Below are 18,509 nucleotides of genomic sequence, written 5' to 3'. Positions count from 1 at the left end.
AGGATTTTTCATGCCTGAAATCATTATGTACACCACTAGCACCTGCCCTTACTGCCGTGGTGCTAGGCAGCTGCTTGACTCTAAAGGTATTTCTTTTACCGAAATCGACGTTCAGTCAGCTGATCAGAAGATCGAAATGATAAATCGCAGCGGCCGTCGCACGGTTCCGCAAATTTTCATCGGCGACTGGCATGTGGGTGGATTTGACGACCTCGCTCAACTCGACCGTGAAGGCGGTTTGGCTCAAGCGCTCAACCCGCGTCTCGCGGGATGAGCGATAGAGAAGGCGTTCATGTCACAGATCCAAAACCAGGGGGGCGTCGCCCTCCTTGCTTTGCGCTGGTACTGCGCAGCAAATCAAGACCTCTCCCTGCGCCGGCATTTCAGCGGGCAAGTTCAAATAGTGCACTTCGCCACTGATCAATTTTGTACGACAAGTCCCACATGACCCGCCGCGGCAACTGAAGTCCGGATTCAGACCACGACTTTCAGCCAGCTCCAACAGACTGCCGTTTCCTGGTTCCCAACGGGCCTCTTTCGCAGAAGTCGCGAACAGCACTTTAACCGGTCCACTGGCTGGCAGAACTTGCTCTACCGCCGGGGTCAACTGATCGCGTAATCGAACCAGAGTCGAAGGCCCGAATGTTTCGGCGTGAATGCGATCATCGCCAATGCGTAGTTCTCGTAGCCCATCGTATAGAGCCTGGGTGAAGGCGCCCGGACCGCACAAGTAAAAGTCATAATCATCCAAGGGCAACAGCGCTTTGAGTAAAGCTACGTCTACACGTCCAGCTAATTCGAAGTCTTCGCCCTCGCGAGCGTGTTGCTCCGGCTGACTTAGAAGTCGCAATGCGCGAATCTTGTCTTTTGCACGGGTCGCCAGTTCAAACAGTTCATCGCGAAATGCCAGCTCCGCCAGACTACGCGCGCTTTGAATGAACCAGGTCGGCCGAGTGCGACGGATTCGCTCTCCTTCATAGATGACTTCGCGCAGCATCGACAGCAACGGCGTGACCCCAACGCCAGCGGCCAATAGAACCAATGGCCGATGCTCATCGGCGTGCACTGTGAAACGACCTTGGGGGGCACGAGCTTCAATGAGATCCCCCACCCGAATCTGGTTGTGCAAGTGCGACGAAACCAACCCGTCACGCTTGACACTGATCCGGAAGAAAGTGTCAGAAGGTGCGCTCGACACACTGTAAGTTCGGACCAGAGGTGGCTGTCCTTCAGCCAGGTGAAACCGTACGGGTAAATGTTGGCCAGCCTCAAAGCGCGGCAATCCTGCCCCATCGTCAGGTTCCAGATAAAAAGAACTGATGGTGCTGCTCTCTTCAACGATACGGGTCACGCGCAGATGCCGCCATTGGTCGCGTAGTGCATCGGCCTTTAAGCGGCCTTCTGCTTTTTCCCAGCTGCCGGTCATCAGACTATTAGGCGAGAAACCTTCAAGCGCCCAGCGCAGGGCCAGCACGCCTACCCTTCTAACGACATGCTCTACCGTTAAAGTCCAGAGTCTTTCCGCCCCTTGGAATGCTGCGACTTCCGGCCCCTCAAGAATAATCTCAGTGCGCCCTGCCACCTGAAGCACATTACCTGACGAGAAATCGACAAAGACCAATCCAGCCTTAGGATTGAGCAACAAGTTGCCCAATGTATTGAAATGCAGATTGCCAGCGAAATCGGGAATCGTCAGAACATTGCCTTGGACCCTGACAAAGCCGGGGTTACCTCCGCGGTGCGAGACGTCTACCGAGCGCCTGGATGAATCTCCTTCGAGGTCGATGTAGCTGGCGAGGAAGAAGGTATCGGCCTTGCGAATCATCTCTCTTGCGGCCTCGTCCAATTCGCTTAAGCATTCCGCTGCAACATTGGATGAGGGCCGACCAACGCTGACCGGTTCTACGCTCCGCAACTGGATGTATTGCGGACAGTTGCCGAAAGCGTGCACGACAGAAACGGCAATACCGCCAGATAAGGCGGTACTGATGTTGCCATTCATTCGATTGCGCCTTCGGGTCTTCAAATCGATGCCCAGCAGCCCGACTGCGGCACCCGTTACCAAAGCTGCTTTGACTGGGTCACCCTCTGCGGGGAGGCGGTCGAGTTGCAAAATGCGTGGATCGGGTGAGTGAACGAACCCTGGAGGGCCTTCTATCAACGTCGCCCAAGGAATGCCTTTTTCGTCAACCGCACCCAACACTAGATAAGGAAGCTGGCTGTAGAACGAGCGATGCTGATCCGGCATGTAGTCGCGAACAACCTTTCGCCCAAATTGCTCCATCTGCTGCGCCACGCCGACACTTTCTTGCAACTGCCGCTCACCAGCGTGCCAGGGTGAAGAGCCCGGCTCGTTCGTTTTATTCATGATCACCTCTACGTATTCGTAAACAGGTGCAATTCACTCGCCACCCAGCGTCTATTGATTGATTCACCAGTGATGCGTCTAGCTACGCAGCTACCGACACCCTCAATGCAACGCCTTGCAGGCCGGAGCGCTGCACGGATCTGCGAGACACAACAGCGTCCCGCGCGCCTTTACATCATTTACTTCAGTCGCCGTGACGCTGCTTACGACAGCTTGTAAAGCTTCTTCCTGTCCTGATCGGTTTGCCCTGATGGGCGAATTTCCTCTCCTTTAGCGTAGGCACGGATCACCGCTGGCCGGGTAGTAATTTTCGCAAGCCAGGCGGCAATGTGCGGATAGGTATCCAATTTCATGCCTTGCTTCTCGTGTTGCAGCAACCATGGGTAAATCGCCATGTCAGCGATCGAGTATTCACCTGCAATGAAAGGTTGATGGCTCAACTGCTGCTCCATCACTCTATAAAGTCGCTCGGTCTCTTTACTGAATCGCTCTACGGCAAGCGGTACATGCTCGGAGGCGTAGTTTAAAAAAAACACTGCTTGCCCGAGTATCGGTCCGAGACTGGCAGCCTGCCAGAATAGCCACTGTAGAACCGACGCCGCCCCTGTCGAATCCTTTGGAAAAAATTGACCTCGATGTTGAGCCAAGTAAAGCAAAATCGCGCCCGACTCAAAAACCGATACGCCAACTTCATTATCTACAATTGCGGGTATGCGTTGGTTTGGTGAAAGTCGTGTGTAACTGAGAGAAAACTGTTCGCCCTTACTGATATCGACCGGGTGGGCTGTATAGGGTCGACCAGATTCTTCAAGAAAAATCGCCACCTTTTGCCCGTTCGGTGTTGGCCAGTAGTAGTAGTCCAATACTTCGGATGGTTTTGACATCGGTATAACCTCTGAACACATCGACGGGAAAACCAGGACAGATATTCGAATTGAGTTCCCATTTTCCACCGGAAAAAAAGTCGTTCTGAATATCAGCGAGGATGAGTGCGGTGTCAGCCATACAATTGCCTCCAGAAAGTCGATACAGAATACTCAGTGGGGCTAGGCTACTTGCGGCGCGTCGTACCAATCACGATCGGGTGTAGCGAAACGCATTTTTTGACGGATATAAGTCGCGTTTTCTGAACTGGTTAGTTTTTCCAGCAGCAAAAAAGCGACTTCTGTGGCGGTACCAGGACCGCTGGAAGTAATGATGTTGTCGTGAACAACGACTGGTCGATCTACGAAGAGAGCGCCGCTTTCCACTAACTGGTTTTTCCTTTTTCCTCCCTCTTGGTGATAGGTGGTTGCATGCTTGCCACGTAACACGCCTGCCACCCCCAAACACACCGATGACACGCAGACGCTGGCGACGGGTTTGCCGGCTTCAACGAATTGTCGAATGGTTTCAAGAAAAGGCTCACTAAGAGCTTCCTCATAGAATCCTGCAGGTTCAAAACCACCCGGCAAAGCCAGTGCATCAAAGCTACTCACGTCTAGATCACGGAGCAGAAAGCTCGGATTAAGCGCGAGACCAAATGTGGTGATGATTTTTTTGCGAAGGCCTGCATTCACTAACTCAAGAGGACAATCACCGAGCAAATCGGCCCAACCGAGCACGTCAGTGAAGGCCGCCATTTCCATTGGTTCTACACCGTTGGCTAACAGCATGAGTACTCGTTTCATTGTTGTCTCCGCGGTCAGGCGTTTAATAAAGTGCTTGAAACGCATGCTCCGCTTTAATCGCTTTGGTGAGAACGAACACAAAACACAATCCAATGTTTCGCCTGCTGAAATGCTGGGGGACGTTTGTATCGGTTTGTAACAAAGGCCGTATCAGACACGTTTCCATGCATAGCGCTGGAAAACCGGACACATACGGGACACAGCTAGCGTTCTAAATATTCCTGTCGCTCCACCACCCATCTCCCGTTTGCACAGGAACATCAGATGAAAAAGATATTCGCAGGTCTGGCCTTAGCGGCCGCGATGGTTACAGCCACCGCAGCGATGGCCGCGCCGGTCAAACCGACTGTCGTGCTCGTACACGGAGCTTTCGCCGATTCGAGCAGTTGGAATGGCGTCGTCAAAATTCTGGAAAAAGATGGCTATCCAGTGATCGCAGCCTCGAACCCGCTGCGCTCACTCAAAGGTGACGCGCAGTCGGTCGCCGACGTGCTCGCCAGCATCAAAACGCCGGTCGTGTTGGTTGGGCACTCCTATGGTGGTCCGGTCATCAGCGAAGCGGCTTACGGCAATGCCAATGTCAAAGCACTGGTATACGTCGCCGCTATTGCACCCGAAGCAGGTGAGTCCACCGCAGAGTTATCTGGACGTTTCCCGGGTGGCACGCTGGGCCCTACCCTCGCCCCCCCAGTAGCCTTGGCTGACGGCGGTAAGGATCTGTATATCCAACAAGACAAATTCCACGACCAGTTCGCAGCCGACGTTTCCAACGCAGACGCCAAATTGATGGCTGCGACTCAACGTCCCGTTACGGTTGCAGCACTCAATGAAGCATCCACAGAGCCGGCCTGGAAAACCATCCCTTCCTGGTTTGTCTACGGCGACGCTGATAAGAACATCCCAGCACAAGCCCAAGCCTTTATGGCTGAACGAGCGCACTCCAAGCAGACCGTCGTAGTTAAAGGCGCGTCGCACGTTGTGATGGTGTCCAATCCCAAAGTCGTCGCCAGCCTGATCGAAAAGGCAGCGAACGCCAAATGAAGCTCGTCGGCGACCTCAGTCCGGGATCGCCGCACGCTCAATGAACATCCGGCAACATTGCCGGATGTTCGCGCAGGCCCTCGACAATGTGGTCGACAAAACTGCGCACTCTCATTGAAGCTCTACGCCCTTCTCGGTAAACGACATGAACTGGAAGCGCTGGCAGTTCGAAAGGTTGCAACACCCTGCGCAACCGACCGCCATTTAAATAATCGTAGGCGGGATAACTGAGGCAGCGCGTAAGCCCCGCGCCATGAGCCGCCGCATCGATGGCAGATTGAACGGTGGTGCAGCTGACGCGTGATCGGGCCTTAATGGTGGATTGAAAGCCTTGGTTGGAAAAATCCCAGTTGATCTTCTCCCGATAAGCTTGAATGCCAATCAGCCGGTGACTTTTAAGATCCTCAGGCTCGGCGGGCACACCATGGACTTCGAGATAGGCAGGACTGCCACAAACGATCGTACGAACGAAGCCAACAGGCCTGGCGATCAACGAAGAACTGGGCAAATTCCCCACCAGCACGGCCACGTCAAGCCCTTCCTCGTTCATGTTCGGAAAACGATCATGATAATGGGCGAATACTCTGACTTCGGGATAAAACTCCATGTAATTCGCAAGCAAAGGCGTCATTACATAGCGGCTGAAAAGGAGTGGAAGCAATACAGTCAGATTACCCTGAGCCTGAACATGAAGGCCTTTAGCTGATGCTTCTGCGTCTTCGATTTCTTTGAGGATGCGGGAGCAATCAGCCATAAAAGCAGCACCCGACTCAGTCAACGAAACTCCACGAGTGCTTCGTTGCAATAGCTGCACCCCTAGGCGCGCCTCCAATCGGGCAATCGCGCGAACGACTGTCGGGCCAGAAACGTTCAGGCGGCGCGCAGCTGCCGCCAGGCTTGGCCGCTCTGAGAGCGCTTCAAACATAAGCATTTCATGAAAGCGGTCCATTAGAGCGCGCTTTTCATAGTAGGTCGAAGCGCCGTATCACGTCCCAGACGCTCCGTGAGGAAATCCACGAACGTACGTATCTTCGCTGGTACGCGGTTACTCTTGAGGTAAACGACCTGGATGGGCAAAGCGGGCGGTTCAAAATCTTGGAGTACCACCTCCAGTTCACCGGCGGCTACTTGACTAGCCACCTGGTAGGACAACACGCGTGTCACACCCCAGCCCAGACAAGCAATATTGATGGCAGCTTGATTTGCGGTAACGACTAGCCGCGGATCGAAACGAAAGCTGAGTGCATTTCCTTCATTCTCAAATTGCCAATCGCTCAACAAATGGCTCGCGGAAGACATAACGATTTTGGCAGAACCTAATTCTCCAGGATGGCGGGGTCTGCCGAATTCCTCGAAATACTTGGGGGCGCCACAAATTACCTGGCGCACCTCGCCAACTTTGATACCGTGCTGATTATTCTCGTGCAGATGGCCAATACGGATCGCCACATCGATACCTTCATCAACCATGCTTGTCACGCGGTCAACCAGTAACGCGTTGAGATGTACAGAAGGAAATTGATCCAGATACTCAGCCAGCAAAGGCGCAATGTACAACTCACCAAAAAGCACGGGAGCTGTCACCGTCAGGTGCCCACACGGAATTGAGTAGCTGCCGGCAGCAGCTTCCTCCGCTTCATTGACCTCACCGAGTATTCGCCGACAATCATCAAGATACCGTTGCCCTGCCTCAGTCAAGTGCAAGCTACGAGTTGTGCGTGAAAGCAACTGAGTGCCGATGCGTTCCTCCATAGCAGCAATGGCACGGGTAACGCTGGGGGGAGAAATATTCAAACGACGGGCGGCGGCCGCAAAACCTTCTTCTTCGGCCACCGTCATGAATATCTGCATTTCCTGAAAGCGATCCATAGGCGACTCAGCCGTGGTGTAGGGACAGCAAGATCTGATCGCGAGAGCGAGCAGACGTAGATGCAAAAAAGTGTCGCCTAGAGCGACTAGTGCAAACCCTATCCAGATGACTAGTGCGACAGGCGAAAATTCGAAGAGATCGTAGTTGAATGAGCGAAGACTACCCGGAATTTTTCCCGGGTAGCTCCGGCCGCTGGATCAAGCTTGTTGCAAACCCTTGGCAGTACGCTGCATACCTACGAAATTTGGCAATGCCTCGATACTGCTCAACCAGGCCCGAACGTTAGGATAGTCAGTCAGTGCAACATTGCCTTCTGGAGCATGGGAGACGTAGGTGTAGGCTGCGACATCTGCAACGGTCGGTTTGTCGCCAGCCAGGAATTTGCTTTTACCCAACTCTTGCTCCATCACCGTCAACAGGGTGTGGGACTTGCTGATCGCATCCTCCGCATTGTAACCGGCACCGAACACCGTGATCAGTCGAGCGGTAGCGGGGCCTGAGTTGATCTGCCCGGCGGCAACGGACAGCCAGCGTTGTACTTTTGCTTGCGCTACAGGATCAGTGGGCAGCCACTCACCGTTGCCGTATTTAGCAGCGAGATAGACCAGAATGGCGTTCGAGTCAGCTAGAACGGTGCCGTTATCATCGATCACCGGTACTTGGCCGAAGCTGTTGAGCGCTAGGAATTCGGGCATTTTGTGCGCGCCCTTCATCAGATCCACAAATATCAATTCTGTTGGCTGGCCGAGCAGTGAGAGCATCAATTCGACACGATGCGCGTGGCCAGACAATGGATGACGATAAAGCTTGATTGGTTGTTGGGACATGACGTACTCCGGCTGTTCTGGATTCGACCCGGTGATCGTGTCGATGGAGTCATCTTGCTCTCCCCTACCAAACAGAGGAATTACCATTATTTACAATCCAGCATTTCACTGGGCGTAATGGTCAGCACCCTATTCTCAGTCCACTGCCGCGGATCCAAGCATCAAATTCATGAATGCGACCGACGCGGCACTGTGGTAGTTATTTTTTCGCCTTAGAATCGACACTCCCCGTTGAGGCGCCTTATCGATCAAGGCTAGCTTATGCAGAGCGCGATCCTGCGTGGCGATGGGTTCAGGAAGAATGGTGGCGACCGCGGTGTTTCGAATGACTTCAAGCAACGTGTTTACGGAGTTGACCTAAATCGTCACCTTGGGCGTGATCTTCGCTTTGGTGAAGTACTCATCGATACAAATGCGCGTAGCGAAGTCAGGGGTCAGCAAAGCAAAATCCAGTTGAGCTAACTGGCCCGTCGTGAGTGCTTCCTGGCAGTCATAGAGTGGGTGAGCGCGCCCAACCATCAGACCGAGCGTCTCGACGAAGGCCGGGATTGATTCGATATCGGCGTTTCTCACTTGGTCAAATGCAACAGCTATATCCAGCGAGTCATCGACCAATCCCGTTTCGATGTCGCCCATCGACAACTCGAAAATCTCTAAGCGAATGTTCGGGAATTGGGAGATGTAATCACGCACTAGTGGACCTAAGACGTACGCCATGAAGGTTGGGGCCATGGCAAGCCGTAACGTGCCACGGGACAAGTCTTTCACGTCGTGCAATGCCCGTTTACCCGCCGCCAGCTCTACCAGTACGCGCCGGGCGCATTCGATGTAGGCGAGCCCAGCATCTGTGGGTCTGACAGTCCGGGATGTTCGGTCAAAAAGGCTGACGCCAAGCGTTTCTTCCAGCTGCCGTATCTGCTGCGACAGTGTCGGCTGAGACACATGAAGGACTTCTGCGGCTCGGGTGAAACCACCGTGGTCAGCTACTGCCAACAGATACCGCAAATGTCTTAGAAGCATTGGATCACCGCAAGATTGGGTTCGTAATGCATTGTATCTCTGACCGTTGCGCAGCGATTGGCAGAGCAGGTATCAGCTTATTTTTCTCAACCGAGTCTCCCAAAATGGAATGGACCTTCCGTGAGCACCGCTGCCGCGCAGATGCCCAGCTCTGTTTTGGCATTAGAGTACTCCCGTCCTCATGATTCTTTCACCAGGTGAAATACCGCATTGTCATTATTAGTCATTCCTCAGATTCAGTGGTTTATCGAGTATTGGATACAGCGCAAAACAACATCAACGCGCAGACCAAACCTCTCCGCAGATTAGCTCTGCAACCACTGGAGTACCGGTGATGCCCTTACTTAAATACCTCTCCTTTCTCGTTTTGACGATGCTTTTGGGCCTCGGACACGCCCAAGCAGAAACGCCAAAAATGAAGTATCGCCAAGTGATGGTCGATGGCGTAAATATTGCCTATCGAGAAATTGGCGATCCGAGCGCCCCCTCCGTATTACTCCTTCATGGAGTGCCCAGCTCGTCTCGCATGTACGACGATCTCATGAAGCAATTGGGTAACCGTTTCCACCTCATTGCTCCGGACTACCCAGGCTTCGGTAACAGCGATGCGCCCCCACCAGACAAGTTCGTCTACACATTTGATCACCTTGCAAAGGTGATGGAGCACTTCACAGACGCAGTCGGGCTCAAACGGTACAGCTTGTTTATGCAAGACTACGGCGCTCCCGTTGGTATGCGATTAGCGATGGCAAGGCCGGAAGCCGTGACTTCAATGGTGTTCCAAAATGGCAATGTCTATGCAGAAGGTTTGGGCAAGATGTGGGACAGCCGCAAAGCCTACTGGGCGGATCGTGGTGCTTATGAGGCCAAGTTTCAGGCTGCTCATTTGTCCCTGGACGTAACCCGACAGCGGCATGTCGGCAGCGATCCAGACGTCACAGCGTACAACCCCGATTTATGGCAGGACGAAGTGGCATTCCTCAACCGCCCCGGTGAAGGCGCGATTCAAATGGCACTGATCTACGACTATCGCACCAATATCGATGCCTACCCGGCGTGGCAGAAATGGCTGCGTGAACATCAGCTACCCACACTGGTTATCTGGGGCAAGCATGATTTGGCCTTTACCGTTGCGGGCGCTGAAGCTTTTCGCAGGGACTTGCCCAATGCAGAGATTGCGATTCTCGACGGGGGACATTTCGTTATGGACACCCGGCTGGAAGACGTCGCGAACCTCACTCGAAAATTCCTGATCAAGCAAAAATGAAAAAAGCGCACCCTGACCTGATCAGTCACCTGCTGCTCACCGCCGTACGGAGGGTAACGAACTCTTCTGCGGAGGTCGGATGAACGCCAATAGTGTCATCAAAAAGTCGTTTGGTGGCACCCGCCTTAAGAGCAATCGCTAAGCCCTGAATGATATCCCCCGCGTCCGGACCGACCATGTGGCATCCCAGCACTCGATCAGATTCTGCGTCCACTACCAGCTTCATCAGCGTCTGTTCTGACGACTCGGTGAGAGTCAATTTCATAGGGCGGAACCTGCTCTCGAACACAACTACTTTGTGGCCCAGATCAACGGCTTGCTGTTCGGTAAGCCCCACCGTGCCTATGTTCGGCTGACTGAACACAGCGGTCGGAATGTGCCGATAATCGACCGGACGATATTGCTCAGGTTTGAACAACCGACGGGCAACTGCCATGCCCTCTGCTGTCGCAACGGGTGTCAACTGGACACCGCCAATGACATCACCCAGAGCCAATATGGAAGGCTCGCGAGTTTCAAAGTGCTCATTCACGTCAATATAGCCAGCCTCGGTGAGTTCGACGCGCGTGTTTTCCAGCCCAAGACTATCGAGCATAGGCCTTCGACCAGTAGCGTAGAAGATGCTATCAGTTTCGAGCTGCGTTCCATCCTGAAGCGTCGCTAGCAAACTTCCGTCTGGCTGCTTATCAATTCGGACAACGTCAGTGTTGAAATCTAATCGCAACCCGCGCTTAGTCAACTCCTCTGCCAGATGAGTACGAACCGACTGATCGAATCCTCGCAAAAACATATCGCCTCGGTACAGCAGCCGAGTATCAGCTCCTAGCCCGTTGAAAATGCCGGCGAATTCGACGGCAATGTAACCACCGCCGACCACCAGGATTCGCTTAGGCAACTCTTCCAGGAAGAATGCTTCATTCGAAGTGATCGCATACTCGTGTCCCGGAATCTCCGGGATCCGCGGCCAACCGCCAGTCGCAATCAAAATCCGCTCAGCGCTGAAACGCTGGCCATTTACATCAACATGGTTCGCATCTGCTAATCGCGCATGGCCTTCGAGCAACGTGACGCCGCTATTAATCAAAAGCTTACGGTAGATGCCATTGAGACGATCGATCTCACGGTTCTTGTTCGCAATAAGCGATGACCAGTCGAAATTCGCCTTGCCCGCTGTCCAGCCGAAGCTTTCGGCCTGTTCGAAGTCGTCAGAAAAATGGGCACTGTAAACCAACAGTTTTTTTGGAACGCAGCCGACATTCACACACGTGCCGCCTAAGTATCGACTTTCGGCAACCGCTACTTTTGCACCAAAATCTGCTGCAAACCTTGCAGCACGCACTCCACCCGAGCCGGCACCAATGACAAATAGATCGAAGTCGTAGCTCATTTCAGTTCTCTGTAGGGAATGCACAGCGCCCGGCTGTCCAATTTCATTTGAGGGATAACGACCGGAGCTTCAGCGAATGCATCAGTGAGGTACAAAGCCTCGAAAACAAACCTCCGCCTGATTGCGGTTGGCACAAATCAGTCATGCCTAATCCGCTGGTCTCACTTGCCAAGCCTCCCATGAATTGGGGAAGCAAGAAGCCGGCTTCGTGCTCACGATGAAGCACCATTGAGGTATCCGGATGGGAGACGCCAGGACAGGATTGATGAGTGCCGAACATTGGAATCTCCCATTAATGGAGAACGCTGCGACAACTCCAATAGTTGATCGCTTCTGGGAACAGTTTCACCAACAAATGGGGTTCAGAGAATGAGCAGAGATGTCATGGCTTAATTGTGCAGGATGAAACAATGTTGGTAGAGCCTTCTGAACAGGCAATCAATCTATTCGGGAAGGATTTAGAGCAATACGCAGATGGAGGTCTCTTCCGAATCGAGTGCCGACAAGCCTGAGGCGGGCCGACCTGCTTGGCTGGTCAGAACTCGCGGAGGAGCGTTACCGGGTCAACGTGGTCGAAGGCTGTGAGTGATACGCCATTCTTAATGACGATGGTCTCTTGAAAGAAGGTTGCACCCCCACCGCTTTCCGGTGGCGTTAGTGGAGGCTCCATGTGCGGCGGTGTATGTCAATCTCTAGGAGCTGAAAGGGAGTTCGAAAGCTTTTTCATCGAAGACGAGAGCTTCATCTCGTTTTCTGTGCGGTGCAGATCATTCGTGGTAGTAGTGAGCTGGCTAGTGAGAATACCTAACTCCCCGAGAATGCCCTGTACCTTCCCCTCACGCTCTTTTTCGCTCAGAGAGTGATTGTTCTTGATGGCATCCAATTCTTCCATTTTCTTTTGAATTTTCTCTTGGATGTCTCTTATCGCTTTGAGAATTTTTTTCACGCCATCCGGTAGATTGCTAGCGTCGATATCCGCATTTTTGTCGGTCTCACTTGACGCTTTCGCAGTCCCCTCGGGGGACAAAGTCACTTTCACACCTTCGGTAACTGCTGGTACGTCGGAGTCGCCTGACGTGTCACTCGGCACTGATTTCGCAGCATTTGAGGGTTCTATGATTTTAATCGAAGCGTGGGCAGCGGCATTGATTTGCATGAGATTCTCCCTTTTTGTCTTTGCTGTATCGACGTTCGCGAAAAGTACTTGAAGGCAGAAGTGAGAAAAAACCTTTGGGAGTGAGCGGGCTAACGAGTATCGGCATCTGGCCTACAGGGCATCGAGGACTCTAAATTGGTTTTGCGCGAACCGATGAAAATCAAAGGATCTTCTCTAGAGGTTGTGCAGGGACGCATTCCGTCGAATTTCATCAGCTTTGAATTCAATAACCCCTCAAGCGCAACGCCTCTCCCGACCGAAATAATCGCGGCCATTTCAAAAACCGGAACAGTAGATTGTCTTTTTTGGTCGTTCTCCCGGGTTTGTTTAGGGCAGACCATGGGCCGCGCAGTGCATTGATTTGCAACCGGCCGCAGAGGCATCAACTTGATGAAATTCGTTTTTTTGATGATGCAAAGAAGGTTCTGAATCGTTGCACAGACTTACTACGTGCCCACCCGAAAGGGAGGGCTGATTCTGTACCCGGCACAAATTGATGGAATTGCGTCAACCTTCGTCACACACAGGAACTCTAGATGAACAAGTTATTCTCAGGCCTGGCCTTAGCGGCCGCAATGGTTACAGCCACCGCAGCGATGGCTGCGCCGGTCAAACCGACTGTCGTATTGGTTCATGGCGCTTTCGCCGATTCCAGCAGTTGGAATGGCGTCGTCAAGATTCTGGAAAAAGATGGCTACCCAGTGATCGCAGCGTCGACCCCGTTGCGCTCACTCAAAGGTGATGCGCAGTCGGTCGCCGACGTGCTCGCCAGCATCAAAACGCCCGTTGTGCTGGTCGGGCATTCGTATGGTGGTCCGGTCATCAGCGAAGCGGCTTATGGCAACACCAATGTTAAAGCGCTGGTATTCGTCGCAGCCATTGCACCCGAAGCAGGTGAATCCACCGCAGAATTATCTGGACGTTTCCCAGGCGGTACGCTGGGCCCTACCCTCGCCCCTCCAGTAGCCTTGGCTGACGGCGGTAAGGATCTGTATATCCAACAAGACAAATTTCACGACCAGTTTGCGGCGGACGTCTCAAACGCTGACGCACGCGTCATGGCGGCGACTCAACGTCCCGTCACTGTCGCCGCCTTAAACGAAGCATCGACCGAGCCGGCCTGGAAAACCATTCCTTCTTGGTTCGTTTATGGGACCGCCGACAAGAACATCCCTGCACAAGCCCAGGTGTTCATGGCCGAGCGGGCACACGCCAAGCAAACCGTCGCAGTCAAGGGCGCCTCTCATGTGGTGATGGTATCCAACCCGAAAGTCGTTGCCAGCTTGATCGAAAAGGCAGCTAACGCCAAATGACGACAAGTCGCGGCTTAGAGTTGAGCCGCTTCATCATTAAACGAGCATCCGGTCGTACTACGGATGCTTACTTGAAGCCCTAGACGATGCAATCGACAGATTCGCGGAGCCGGAGTAGGAGTGTTGTCAATCATACATAGCCGGAGAGCCGACGAATGTGCAGATAGAAGTTAAAGACTCAAAGCGCTACGCAAGTACTGGAGGTTGGGGTTACGGCCAGTTTGAAAATGGAAAAGCCAACCCTAGTGAGCCGCTCATGAACACCTGTTTCGCTTGCCATACAAAATTGCCTCCTCAGGATGACTTCATCTTCACAAAATATTGGAAGTAATCGCCAGGCGTCCTTTATGTTGAGTTCTTTGCCTCGGAATTCGGCGAACGACCTATCAGGTAATACGCCCGATATGAATCAGTGTCCGAAAGTATTTCGCGCCGCCCCGCAGATTGTGAAATCAGCATGCAGAGCTGTGCTGTCAAAGCAACGCACAGCGTATTTAGCCCCCCATGCATCCCCCGCCCTGCACCAAGTAGGTTGCGGTATGCCGCTCACCTTTTGAGTCTTCATAAACCATCTCAACTGGGACGATACCGCACGCGAAGGAGGTATCAGTGATGCTGATAGTTTTAGCAACGTCCAATGGAACGCCTGTACGTGCAGTCTGGGCGCCCTCGGCAGCGAACACGGAGCCGGCAACGACAGTTAAGAACAAAGCAATTAAGGTTTTCATCATGTTTTCCCGAGTTGTGGTCGAAGTGATTACGCGGAGCGTTCGCGGAGCAATTGACGCGCGGAGTCAGCCATCACGGGTAAAGAGCCGGCTAGCATCAGTACGTCTTTGAGCACCAGACGACCTGCCCCCGACAGATAGGGAAAGCCATGTTGCGCATCACCGAGAGCCCCCACCCAGGCTTCAGGTGTGGTAATCAAAAAGCTAAGCGTTACCAGCGGTGTACCGAAAGCGAGCGCTCCTCCCAACAGACCAGTACGTCGCGAAATTGAATTTGAAAGGACAAGCAGACCGATCAGGATTTCTACGATTCCGAGGCCGGTTGAAAAACCGTAGGTGTTGTTAGCAGTCTGCCAAGCACGCTTCTCTGCGTTCAACTCACCTTCATGCGTGAGGTGCGCTTTGTATTCTTCGGGGTGCTCATAGAAGAAAGACATGAATGGGCTATTGGCAACAAAAGGGGTGATGCTGTCAGCTTCGTATGGAACGAATTTCAGCGCTCCGATCCATAAAAAAACGATAGCGATAGCCAATCGCATGAGTGACGTTCCGACAGTATCGACTTTGCTGATAAATCGGAGCCAGGCAGTAAAAGATGTGAGCATGAGGCTTCTCCAAATGTTTGAATGTGGAGGTAGTCTGATGTGGGTCCGAAAGCTATTTTTGTGCATCTTGCTCAATTTATTGCTTGATCGTCTCAACATGCTGCTGAAGATCTTGCAGGTGTAAAAAAGCCTCGATACCTTGCGGTACCGAGGCCAATCGCGTGCGGGTCAGTGATCTATTTCTTCAGCGAGTCATACGCCTCCAACGTACGCAACGAATAGATGTAAGCAGCGCCGGCGTTGAGAGAGATTGCGGTCGCCAATGCGGCCGCCACTTCTTCGCGGCTTGCTCCAGCTTTGATCGCTGCATCCGCATGGGCGGCGATGCAGCCGTCACAGCGGGTGGTGACAGCAACAGCAATTGCAATCAACTCACGAGTTTTGGCATCCAGCACATCGTTTTCGGCGGCGGCCTCACCAAGAGCCATGTAAGCCTTTACCATTTTAGGATTACTCTTTCCGAGCGAGCCGAAGGCTTTCTGGATGGTGGGTAGTAGTTCGGACCAGTTGTTGAACATCGCATGACTCCTGAGCATGTTGGTGTAGTAATTCGACAGACTCAGTTTTCCCCTGCGGCGAGATGTCAGTTTGTCCGATCCGCTCAATTTTTTAAGCGAAGCTCTCAAATGAATTCGATCGATAAACTCATCAGCTTGGCTAACGTCCGAGGCAGCTTGGATCTCCGATGTCAGTTTCAGGGAGATTGGGCTCGAGGTCACGAGCAAGAAATCTTAGGGAAAGCGCCTTACCACATTGTGCTGGAGGGAGAGTGTCGAGTTGAGTTTCCGGACGGACAGCGCCTGCCCATGCGAGCAGGAGACATTTTACTTTTGCCTCGTGGCGCACCGCACATTATGCATAGCATTGGGAAAACGGTTGAACCCAGTACGCCGAGGCTGATTTCCGGTGGGACATTGCCGCTTTACCGCATTGGAGGTGTGAGTACTGACCTGGATATGCTTTGCGGAGGCTTTCACTACAATCGCACATCAATGTTATTCGCCGCCCTCCCCGAACATCTCGTAATTCCAAGCGCTGCCCTCCCTACAAGTACCCCACTGCCGGCGCTTGTCGAAATGTTGCGAGGTGAAGCAGATAGCGATCAGGTCGGTGCGCACTATTTACTAGACGCTTTGTCCCAAGCGCTGTTCACATTGATCCTACGCGCGCACATCGCGAGCCACGGTCAAGACACCGGCACGCTGGCCTTGCTGTCCGATAAGCGACTGGGCCGCGCGTGGCAAGCAATGTTGGCCGATCCCGCATACGAGTGGACCGTAGATGCTCTTGCCGAAACCGCGAGCATGTCTCGTGCAACATTCATGCGGGCATTCGTACGGGTATCCGGTGTGTCGCCTTGGGTGTTATTGACCCAAGTCCGAATGGAATTGGCTTTCAACCTGCTTAGCCACTCACATTTAGGTTTGAGTGATATTGCCTCCCAGGTCGGGTACCAATCCCAGGCGGCTTTCAGCAAAAAATTCAAGGAGATATACGGTGAAGCGCCGGGGAGAGTGAGGCGCGGAATGTAACATCTCCGACATTTACATATGCCGGATCACAGGCACTATTCACTAGCCTCGCGCAGCTCAGGATACGGCAAAGCTACCCTTCAACATTCGTAGGCTAGTAATCAATCCGTCGCTCACCTCTAACACCCGCACAAATGACGTGTGAATACGCTTGCAAGTGGCTTTATGACTGAGTCTAGGTCTCCAAGAATCAGTGAAACATGTTTATTCGCAAGGATATCTTGGACGTGGACCTATCAGGGTGCCGACCAGACCGGTCATCGCCCAAGGGAAAATATTGTCGCCCTGATGCATCCGTTCAGGGACTTGCTCCGTACATTTATCACCTTCATCCGAAGGACCGAAGAATCTAGGAGAAGTACCATGCTTACCCTTGCTCAACGCATCGCCGCGGTCTGCTTCGCTACCCTCTTTTTTGCTGCGTCACCAAGCTTTGCCGCCGAACCCGTCATGGTAGGTGGTGCCCCCATGTATCCGAACAAGACCATTGTCGAGAATGCCGTCAACTCGAAAGACCACACGACCCTAGTGGCGGCGGTCAAGGCCGCCGGCCTCGTGGACACGCTCAATAGTAAAGGTCCATTTACCGTGTTCGCACCAACCAACGAAGCCTTTGCCAAATTGCCCGCCGGAACCGTAGATACACTGGTCAAACCGGAAAACAAGGCAGACTTGACGAAGATACTGACGTATCACGTGGTTGCTGGTACTCACACCGCCAAGCAGTTGATGGCGGACGCCAAGATGAATGGCGGCAAGGTCATGTTGAAAACCGTGCAGGGGGAGTCATTCACCGTCATGGCGCACGATGGAAAACTATCGGTGATGGACGCCAAAGGTGGCAAAAGCGCAATCAGCATTGCTGACGTCATGCAGTCCAACGGCGTCATCCATGTGGTCGACACAGTGCTGATGCCTAAGTAATAGCTGAAAACCCGGCGGACATTATCTAATGTCCGCCGGGGATTAACTGCTGACCTGAGCGACCGACAGAAAACTGCGAGTGGCTGACACTCATACATCGCTCGATTGCCCTACCGCCCTCCTATGGTAAAAGACTGCGTTGGGCGCCCTGTTCGCCGTCACATCTCAACCTGTGTTAGCTCAGTTGCTCACCTAGCCGAGCATTACCTTGAAGTTATCGTCGGTGTTGGCGAGAACCCTAAGCATGAAGGACTACCTGCTCCCCCCCAGGCGCGCGGCCAGGGCGATGCAGTACCTGTGTCCATCGCTTACAGAAGTAGTCTCACAACACAAATTCCCGACGCCCTTCAGCAAATCGCCTATGCGGCCGGTGTGGCTGTGGCTATTGGGGCAAAAGCACATGTGCATGATGATGCGAGGCGCGGAGAAGCAAAGCTCGTTGATGCTGAGCGCCTTTTGTGATTCGTCCGCTATGCGTCACGAGTTCCTGCAACTGATAGCGCGACTCGGTTAACGCAAAAAAAATCGTTGCACCAAAGCAGCGAGCGCCCTGGGAGCGTGGTCATAAACTGTTCGCGAAACTGGATGCAGGGGAGTCGATTTGAAGAAGAGTGAACTACCGGTGAAAGCGTGTGCGGTCTGCGGATTGTCTTTCGCTTGGCGTAAGAAGTGGGTGTAGTGGTCTAATGAAACCGGACACCCATTTAGGCGAGAATGCTCGCCAGATAGAGGTGTCTGATGACCAAACAACGTCGTTCTTTTTCCACTGAATTCAAACGCGAGGCCGCAGGCCTCGTGCTC

The 18,509-nt window shown here is 53.1% G+C and carries 19 protein-coding genes and 3 pseudogenes; 9 read left to right on the top strand and 13 right to left on the bottom strand.

The annotated features are described in order from the left end of the window. Positions 1 to 10: 10 nt before the first annotated feature. Entirely contained in the window at positions 11 to 274 is a 264-nt protein-coding gene (gene grxC / locus IAI51_RS23065) for a glutaredoxin 3 (protein WP_187680565.1), read from the top strand. A 21-nt stretch (positions 275 to 295) separates the two neighbouring features. Here the strand turns inward: grxC and IAI51_RS23060 are convergent, their stop codons facing one another. The 4 genes from IAI51_RS23060 to IAI51_RS23045 all read right to left on the bottom strand — a co-directional run bounded on the left by IAI51_RS23060 (position 296) and on the right by IAI51_RS23045 (position 4,038). Next, on the bottom strand, positions 296 to 2,368 hold the full coding sequence (locus IAI51_RS23060; RefSeq protein WP_187680564.1) for a pyridoxamine 5'-phosphate oxidase family protein: 2,073 nt from the start codon (positions 2,366 to 2,368) through the stop codon (positions 296 to 298). 203 nt (positions 2,369 to 2,571) lie between these two features. Then, entirely contained in the window at positions 2,572 to 3,252 is a 681-nt protein-coding gene (locus tag IAI51_RS23055; RefSeq protein ID WP_187680563.1) for a glutathione S-transferase family protein, read from the bottom strand. Continuing rightward, positions 3,176 to 3,373, bottom strand: coding sequence for a hypothetical protein (locus IAI51_RS23050; protein WP_187680562.1), 198 nt, complete (start codon positions 3,371 to 3,373; stop codon positions 3,176 to 3,178). Before IAI51_RS23050 ends, IAI51_RS23055 begins: the two co-directional genes overlap by 77 nt. Before the next feature lie 41 nt (positions 3,374 to 3,414). Continuing rightward, positions 3,415 to 4,038: a DJ-1/PfpI family protein gene (locus tag IAI51_RS23045; protein ID WP_187680561.1), complete on the bottom strand. Its 624-nt coding sequence runs from the start codon at positions 4,036 to 4,038 to the stop codon at positions 3,415 to 3,417. A 264-nt stretch (positions 4,039 to 4,302) separates the two neighbouring features. On the opposite strand from IAI51_RS23045, the gene IAI51_RS23040 reads away from it, so the two are divergent. Then, positions 4,303 to 5,079, top strand: coding sequence for an alpha/beta fold hydrolase (locus IAI51_RS23040; RefSeq protein WP_187680560.1), 777 nt, complete (start codon positions 4,303 to 4,305; stop codon positions 5,077 to 5,079). Positions 5,080 to 5,116: 37 nt separating this feature from the next. Here the strand turns inward: IAI51_RS23040 and IAI51_RS23035 are convergent, their stop codons facing one another. From IAI51_RS23035 to cynR, 4 genes and pseudogenes are all read right to left on the bottom strand, one after another. Beyond that, the gene (locus IAI51_RS23035) at positions 5,117 to 6,028 is read right to left on the bottom strand and encodes a LysR family transcriptional regulator (RefSeq protein ID WP_187680559.1); all 912 of its coding nucleotides are present in this window, start codon (positions 6,026 to 6,028) and stop codon (positions 5,117 to 5,119) included. Next, positions 6,028 to 6,948, bottom strand: a complete 921-nt coding sequence (locus IAI51_RS23030) for a LysR family transcriptional regulator (protein ID WP_187680558.1) — start codon at positions 6,946 to 6,948, stop codon at positions 6,028 to 6,030. Before IAI51_RS23030 ends, IAI51_RS23035 begins: the two co-directional genes overlap by 1 nt. Before the next feature lie 198 nt (positions 6,949 to 7,146). Beyond that, positions 7,147 to 7,776, bottom strand: a complete 630-nt coding sequence (locus IAI51_RS23025; RefSeq protein ID WP_187680557.1) for a glutathione S-transferase family protein — start codon at positions 7,774 to 7,776, stop codon at positions 7,147 to 7,149. 135 nt (positions 7,777 to 7,911) lie between these two features. After that, positions 7,912 to 8,796, bottom strand: a pseudogene (gene cynR, locus IAI51_RS23020) (transcriptional regulator CynR). 334 nt (positions 8,797 to 9,130) lie between these two features. On the opposite strand from cynR, the gene IAI51_RS23015 reads away from it, so the two are divergent. After that, on the top strand, positions 9,131 to 10,063 hold the full coding sequence (locus tag IAI51_RS23015) for an alpha/beta fold hydrolase (protein WP_222944258.1): 933 nt from the start codon (positions 9,131 to 9,133) through the stop codon (positions 10,061 to 10,063). 25 nt (positions 10,064 to 10,088) lie between these two features. On the opposite strand, the gene gorA is transcribed toward IAI51_RS23015, so the two are convergent. Both gorA and IAI51_RS23005 read right to left on the bottom strand, forming a co-directional pair. Then, entirely contained in the window at positions 10,089 to 11,450 is a 1,362-nt protein-coding gene (gene gorA, locus IAI51_RS23010) for a glutathione-disulfide reductase (RefSeq protein ID WP_187680556.1), read from the bottom strand. 685 nt (positions 11,451 to 12,135) lie between these two features. Beyond that, positions 12,136 to 12,606, bottom strand: coding sequence for a chemotaxis protein (locus tag IAI51_RS23005; RefSeq protein WP_187680555.1), 471 nt, complete (start codon positions 12,604 to 12,606; stop codon positions 12,136 to 12,138). Positions 12,607 to 13,142: 536 nt separating this feature from the next. Here IAI51_RS23005 and IAI51_RS23000 point away from each other — a divergent pair. Both IAI51_RS23000 and IAI51_RS22995 read left to right on the top strand, forming a co-directional pair. After that, positions 13,143 to 13,919, top strand: coding sequence for an alpha/beta fold hydrolase (locus tag IAI51_RS23000; protein ID WP_187680554.1), 777 nt, complete (start codon positions 13,143 to 13,145; stop codon positions 13,917 to 13,919). A gap of 136 nt (positions 13,920 to 14,055) precedes the next feature. Further along, positions 14,056 to 14,250: a cytochrome P460 family protein gene (locus IAI51_RS22995; RefSeq protein WP_316249782.1), complete on the top strand. Its 195-nt coding sequence runs from the start codon at positions 14,056 to 14,058 to the stop codon at positions 14,248 to 14,250. Between the two features lie 163 nt (positions 14,251 to 14,413). Here IAI51_RS22995 and IAI51_RS22990 read toward each other — a convergent pair whose 3' ends face one another. From IAI51_RS22990 to IAI51_RS22980, 3 genes are all read right to left on the bottom strand, one after another. Further along, positions 14,414 to 14,647 (bottom strand): DUF2790 domain-containing protein, encoded by a 234-nt coding sequence (locus IAI51_RS22990; RefSeq protein ID WP_187680553.1) that lies wholly within the window; start codon positions 14,645 to 14,647, stop codon positions 14,414 to 14,416. A gap of 29 nt (positions 14,648 to 14,676) precedes the next feature. Then, positions 14,677 to 15,252, bottom strand: coding sequence for a reactive chlorine resistance membrane protein RclC (rclC, locus tag IAI51_RS22985; protein ID WP_187680552.1), 576 nt, complete (start codon positions 15,250 to 15,252; stop codon positions 14,677 to 14,679). Positions 15,253 to 15,428: 176 nt separating this feature from the next. Further along, the gene (locus tag IAI51_RS22980) at positions 15,429 to 15,770 is read right to left on the bottom strand and encodes a carboxymuconolactone decarboxylase family protein (protein WP_187680551.1); all 342 of its coding nucleotides are present in this window, start codon (positions 15,768 to 15,770) and stop codon (positions 15,429 to 15,431) included. Positions 15,771 to 15,878: 108 nt separating this feature from the next. Between IAI51_RS22980 and IAI51_RS22975 the strand changes: the two genes are divergently transcribed. From IAI51_RS22975 to IAI51_RS22965, 4 genes and pseudogenes are all read left to right on the top strand, one after another. Beyond that, positions 15,879 to 16,784: an AraC family transcriptional regulator gene (locus IAI51_RS22975; protein ID WP_187680550.1), complete on the top strand. Its 906-nt coding sequence runs from the start codon at positions 15,879 to 15,881 to the stop codon at positions 16,782 to 16,784. Positions 16,785 to 17,147: 363 nt separating this feature from the next. Further along, positions 17,148 to 17,708, top strand: coding sequence for a fasciclin domain-containing protein (locus tag IAI51_RS22970; RefSeq protein WP_187680549.1), 561 nt, complete (start codon positions 17,148 to 17,150; stop codon positions 17,706 to 17,708). Between the two features lie 162 nt (positions 17,709 to 17,870). Then, a pseudogene (locus IAI51_RS28035) lies at positions 17,871 to 18,222 on the top strand (GTP cyclohydrolase I). Between the two features lie 87 nt (positions 18,223 to 18,309). Continuing rightward, positions 18,310 to 18,381, top strand: a pseudogene (locus IAI51_RS22965) (DUF2256 domain-containing protein); the annotation flags it as partial. Positions 18,382 to 18,509 lie beyond the last annotated feature (128 nt).

The sequence above is a fragment of the Pseudomonas sp. N40(2020) genome (assembly GCF_014472415.1).
Classification (GTDB): domain Bacteria; phylum Pseudomonadota; class Gammaproteobacteria; order Pseudomonadales; family Pseudomonadaceae; genus Aquipseudomonas.
This window is presented reverse-complemented; position numbering and strand designations above follow the sequence as displayed.